The sequence below is a fragment of the Frateuria sp. genome (genome assembly GCF_013362045.1).
Lineage (GTDB): Bacteria > Pseudomonadota > Gammaproteobacteria > Xanthomonadales > Rhodanobacteraceae > Frateuria_A.
Map to the genome: position 1 here is coordinate 1 of NZ_JABFWW010000309.1, position 4,891 is coordinate 4,891.

5 protein-coding genes and 1 pseudogene are annotated in these 4,891 nt (G+C 68.1%); all 6 read left to right on the top strand.

Annotated features, from left to right (window positions below; translation table 11 throughout):
* On the top strand, positions 1-819 hold an 819-nt coding region (locus HOQ08_RS14795; protein ID WP_291196578.1), incomplete at its 5' end, for a septal ring lytic transglycosylase RlpA family protein.
* A gap of 63 nt (positions 820-882) precedes the next feature.
* Entirely contained in the window at positions 883-2,139 is a 1,257-nt protein-coding gene (locus HOQ08_RS14800; RefSeq protein WP_291196581.1) for a D-alanyl-D-alanine carboxypeptidase family protein, read from the top strand.
* On the top strand, positions 2,139-2,429 hold the full coding sequence (locus HOQ08_RS14805; protein WP_291196584.1) for a DUF493 family protein: 291 nt from the start codon (positions 2,139-2,141) through the stop codon (positions 2,427-2,429). Before HOQ08_RS14800 ends, HOQ08_RS14805 begins: the two co-directional genes overlap by 1 nt.
* 204 nt (positions 2,430-2,633) lie before the next feature.
* Complete coding sequence (lipB, locus tag HOQ08_RS14810) at positions 2,634-3,311, top strand: lipoyl(octanoyl) transferase LipB (RefSeq protein WP_291196587.1); 678 nt, start codon at positions 2,634-2,636, stop codon at positions 3,309-3,311.
* Positions 3,312-3,321: 10 nt separating this feature from the next.
* On the top strand, positions 3,322-4,326 hold the full coding sequence (gene lipA, locus HOQ08_RS14815; protein ID WP_291196590.1) for a lipoyl synthase: 1,005 nt from the start codon (positions 3,322-3,324) through the stop codon (positions 4,324-4,326).
* A gap of 8 nt (positions 4,327-4,334) precedes the next feature.
* A pseudogene (locus HOQ08_RS14820) lies at positions 4,335-4,891 on the top strand (tail-specific protease); the annotation flags it as partial.

Genomic DNA, 4,891 nt, shown 5'->3' on the forward strand with positions numbered 1-4,891 from the left:
GGTTCGGGTGCCGAGGAGCGGCGCGGCGGTTTCGTCGACGACATCAGCCGCCCGCAGGGCAGCCGCTACCGCGACGGCAGCGACAGCGTGCCGCCGCCGATCGACGTCAGCCGCATTCCCGAGCCCGTTCCCAAGGTCGAGCCGCGCTCGCTGTACGGCAACAAGTCGCCCTACACCGTACTCGGCCAGACCTACCGCGTGCTGCCGAGCGCGCGCGGCTACGACGAGCGCGGCATCGCCTCGTTCTACGGCGCCAAGTTCCATGGCTACAAGACCTCCAGCCTGGAGGACTACGACATGTACGCCTTCAGCGCGGCGCACAAGACGCTGCCGCTGCCCAGCTACGCGCGGGTGACCAACCTGGCCAACGGCAAGAGCGTGATCGTGCGCATCAACGACCGTGGCCCGTTCCACGAGAACCGGCTGATCGACCTGTCCTATGCCGCCGCGGTGAAGATCGGCGTGTGGCCCAAGGGCACCGGGCTGGTCGAGGTGCGCGCGATCGATCCGGCACATCCGGAAGATTCCACTGTCCCTGCTGCGGAACTGGACGCGCAAGCGGCGGTCCCACAGGGCGGCGCACGCCCGGCGATCTACCTGCAGGTGGGTGCGTTCGCGGACCTGGCCAACGCCGACCGCGTCGCGCAGCAGCTGCGCTCGGCCCGGCTGGCGCCGGTGCAGGTGATCGACGCGCAGATCAACGGACGCAGCGTCCGCCGAGTGCGGATCGGTCCGCTGGACGACGTCGAGCGCGCCGACCAGGTGACCGCGCAGATCGAACGGCTGGGCCTTCCCCGGCCGCAGGTCGCAGTAGACTGAGCGATGCGTTTTTTCGTGCCGGCGCGCGGGGCGCCGGCAACCCAAGATGGATAGATACCCACGATGAGCTTTTTCCGCCGTACCCTTGCCTCGTTTGCCGCCGCCGCGCTGGTCGCCGGCGCCGCCATTGCGCAGCAGACGCCACCGAAGCCCTCGCCCGTGCCGCGGCCGGTCGTGCCCGAGGCGCCGGTGCCGCCACCGCCGGACGTCGACGGCAAGAGCTGGGTGCTGATGGATTACACCACCGGCCAGATCCTCGCCAGCAAGGACCCGGAGCTCCAGGTGGAGCCGGCCTCGATCACCAAGATCATGACCGACTACGTGGTCTCGGCCGAGCTCGGCAACGGCCGGATCAAGATGACCGACCCGGTCACCATCAGCGAGCACGCCTGGCGCGGCGGCGGCGCCGGCACCGACGGTTCCACCAGCTTCCTCAAGCTCAACAGCCAGGTGCCGCTGAAGGACCTGCTCTACGGCATGATCATCCAGTCGGGCAACGACGCGGCCATCGCGCTGGCCGAGCACAGCGCCGGCTCGGAGGAGGCGTTCGCCAACCTGATGAATGCCTACGCCAAGCAGCTGGGCATGACCCACAGCCATTTCATGAACGCGTCGGGTTACCCGATTCCCGACCACTACACCACGGCGCAGGACATCGCGGTCCTTTCGCGCGCACTGATCCATGATTTCCCCGAAGACTATGCGATCTCGGCGATCAAGCAGTTCGAGTGGAACGGCATCAAGCAGGGCAACCGCAACACGCTGCTGTGGCGCGATCCCAGCGTGGACGGCATCAAGACCGGCCACACCGCCGCCGCCGGCTTCTGCCTGGCGGCCTCGGCCAAGCAGGGCGACTCGCGCATGATCGCCATCGTGATGGGCGCCAGCTCGGAGAAGGCGCGCGCCGACTCGGCGATGGCGCTGCTCAACTACGGCTTCCGCTTCTACGAGACGCACAAGCTCTACGACGCGGACAAGCCGTTGGCCACGCCGAAGCTGTGGAAGGGCCAGGCCGATACGCTGTCGCTGGGCATCAGCCAGCCGCTCGACGTGACGGTCAAGCGCGGCCAGTACGACAAGCTCAAGGCCACCCTGGACATTCCCGCCACCCTGGTGGCGCCGTTCAAGAAAGGCCAGCAGGTGGGCATGCTGCGCGTGACGCTGGACAACCAGCCGCTGCAGTCGGTGCCGCTGGTGGTGCTGGACGAGGCCCCGCAGGGTGGCTTCTTCAAGCGCCTGTGGGATTCGATCCTGCTGTGGTTCCACGGCGGCAAGAAGGATGACGCCGCGGCCACGGCCCCGGCCACGGACAAGAAGTGATGCACGAGATCGACTTCAGCCAGGCGAAGAAGGAAGGCAAGGGCTTCCAGTTTCCCGGCGAGTTCGAGATCACCGCGCTGGGCGACGCCGGCGCGGACCTGCCCAGGCACGTGCCCGCCATCCTCGAAGGGATCGGCCTGCACGTGCTGCACGAGACGGTCAGCCAGCGCGCCTCGCGCGAGGGCAAGTTCGTTTCGGTGACGGTCAGCTTCCGCTGCGAGACCCGCGAGCAGTACGACCAGGCGCACGCGACGCTGCGCGCCGACCCCGCGATCCGCTACACGCTCTAGCTCTTTCTCCCTCTCCCCCGGCTGTGCCGGGGAAGAGGATTGGAAGAGGGGGGAGGCCTTGGCTCCGTGCTCCCTAGGACCCGCACCACCGCGAGCCCCGGCCCCTCATCCAAACCCTGTCCCGGGAAGGGAGAGGGTTTCGGGGCACCGCTTGCAATACCCATCCGCGCGCCTCATCTGCATCCCTTTCCCCGGTAGCGCACCATGTCCCCCGACTCCCGCCCGCTCCTGATCCGCCGCCTCGGCCGCCAGCCCTACGAACGCACCTGGAAGGCGATGAGCGCCTTCACCGACGCGCGCAGGCCGGACACGCCCGACGAGCTGTGGCTGCTGGAGCACGATCCGGTGTTCACCCTGGGCCAGGCCGGCAAGATGGAGCACGTGCTGGCGCCGGGCGACATTCCGCTGATCCCGGTCGACCGCGGCGGCCAGGTGACCTACCACGGCCCCGGCCAGATCGTCGGCTATCCGCTGATCGACCTGCGCCGCACCGGCGTGGGCGTGCGCGAGCTCGTCCACCGCATCGAGCAGGCGCTGATCGGCACGCTGGCGCACTGGTCGATCGAGGCCGCGCGCGTGGAGGGAGCCCCGGGCGTCTACGTGGCCGGCGCCAAGGTGGCCGCGCTGGGCCTGCGCGTGCGCCGCGGCTGCAGCTTCCACGGGCTGGCCTTCAACGTGGCCATGGACCTGGAGCCGTTCGGCCGCATCAACCCTTGTGGCTACAAGGGTTTGGCGGTCACGCAAGTGCTAGACTTGGGCGGCCCGTCGCAGCTGGCGCAGGTCGAGGACGTGCTGGTGGAGCAGTTCTGCCGCCAGTTCGGCTTCCATGCGGTGCCGGCCGCTCCCGTCCTCCCCGAACTCCCCGCGCGCGCCGCGGTCTAGGCATCCGTAGATGAGTGAAACGTCCTCCAGGGTGATCCCGATCAGCGTGGTCAGCGCGGATGCGCCGGTGGCCGAAAAACAGATCGGCAACGACAAGATCGCCCGCAATCGCGCCGGCTTCGATACCGCGGTGCCGACCTTGCGCAAGCCGTCGTGGATCCGCGTGCGGCTGCCGCAGGGCAACGCCGTGCAGGAACTCAAGGCGCGCCTGCGCGAGAACGCGCTGGTGACGGTGTGCGAAGAGGCTTCCTGCCCGAACATCCACGAGTGCTTCTCCAAGGGCACCGCCACCTTCATGATCCTGGGCGAGGTGTGCACGCGGCGCTGCTCGTTCTGCGACGTGGCGCATGGCCGGCCCAAGCCGCCCGATCCGCTGGAGCCGGCGCGGCTGGCGCAGACGATTGCCGATATGCGTCTGCGCTACGTGGTGATCACCTCGGTCGACCGCGACGACCTGCGCGACGGCGGCGCCGAGCATTTCGCCTCGTGCATCCGCGCGGTGCGCCATGCCAGCCCGAACATCAAGATCGAGATCCTCACGCCCGACTTCCGCGGCAAGGGCCGTATGGAACGCGCGCTGGAGGTGCTCAAGGACTTCCCGCCGGACGTGTTCAACCACAACCTGGAAACCGTGCCGCACCTGTACCGCGAGGTGCGCCCAGGCGCCGACTACCAGTGGTCGCTGGACCTGCTCAAGCGCTTCAAGGCGCAGCACCCGGACGTGCCGACCAAGTCCGGCATCATGCTGGGCCTGGGCGAGACCTACGAGCAGGTCGTCGAGACGCTGCGCGATCTACGCGCCCATGACGTGGAGATGATCACCATCGGCCAGTACCTGCAGCCCACGCCGCATCATCACCCGGTCGTGCGCTACTGGACCCCCGACGAATTCGACGCCTTGCGGATGGCCGGCGAGGCGATGGGCTTCCATCACGTCGCTTCCGGACCGCTGGTGCGTTCCTCCTACCATGCCGACCTGCAGGCCCATGCAGCCGGCGTCACCGAGCTCGCCTGAGACAATCCATGACACTGCGTCCCACGCTCGCCCTGCTGCTTGCCCTGGTCCTGCCCGTCGCCCACGCACAAGCGCCTGCCGCGCAGGGCGACGAGGGACATGCGGCCTCCAGGCTGCCGCTGAAGTCCACGTCGACCCAGGCCGACGCCGCGCAGCTGTCGGCGCGCTTCCTCACCCGTTTCCACTACGACGCCAAGCCGCTCGACGACGCGATGTCGGCCAAGATCTTCAAGGCCTACTTCGACATGCTCGACGGCGAGAAGGTGTTCTTCACGCTGACGGACATGGCGCGCTTCGAGCCCCTGCAGACCAAGTTCGACGACGCCATCTGGAACAAGGACCTGTCCGGTCCGTTCTCGGTCTTCAACCTCTACGTGCAGCGCGCGATCGAGCGGATGACCTATGCGCGCGAGCTGCTGAAGAAAGGCTTCGACCTCAGCAAGGACGAGAGCTACGCCTACGATCGCAAGAAAGCCACCTGGCCGGCCGACCAGGCCGCGCTGGACGACCTGTGGCGCAAGCGCACCAAGAACGACTGGCTGCGCCTGAAGCTTGCCGGCAAGAG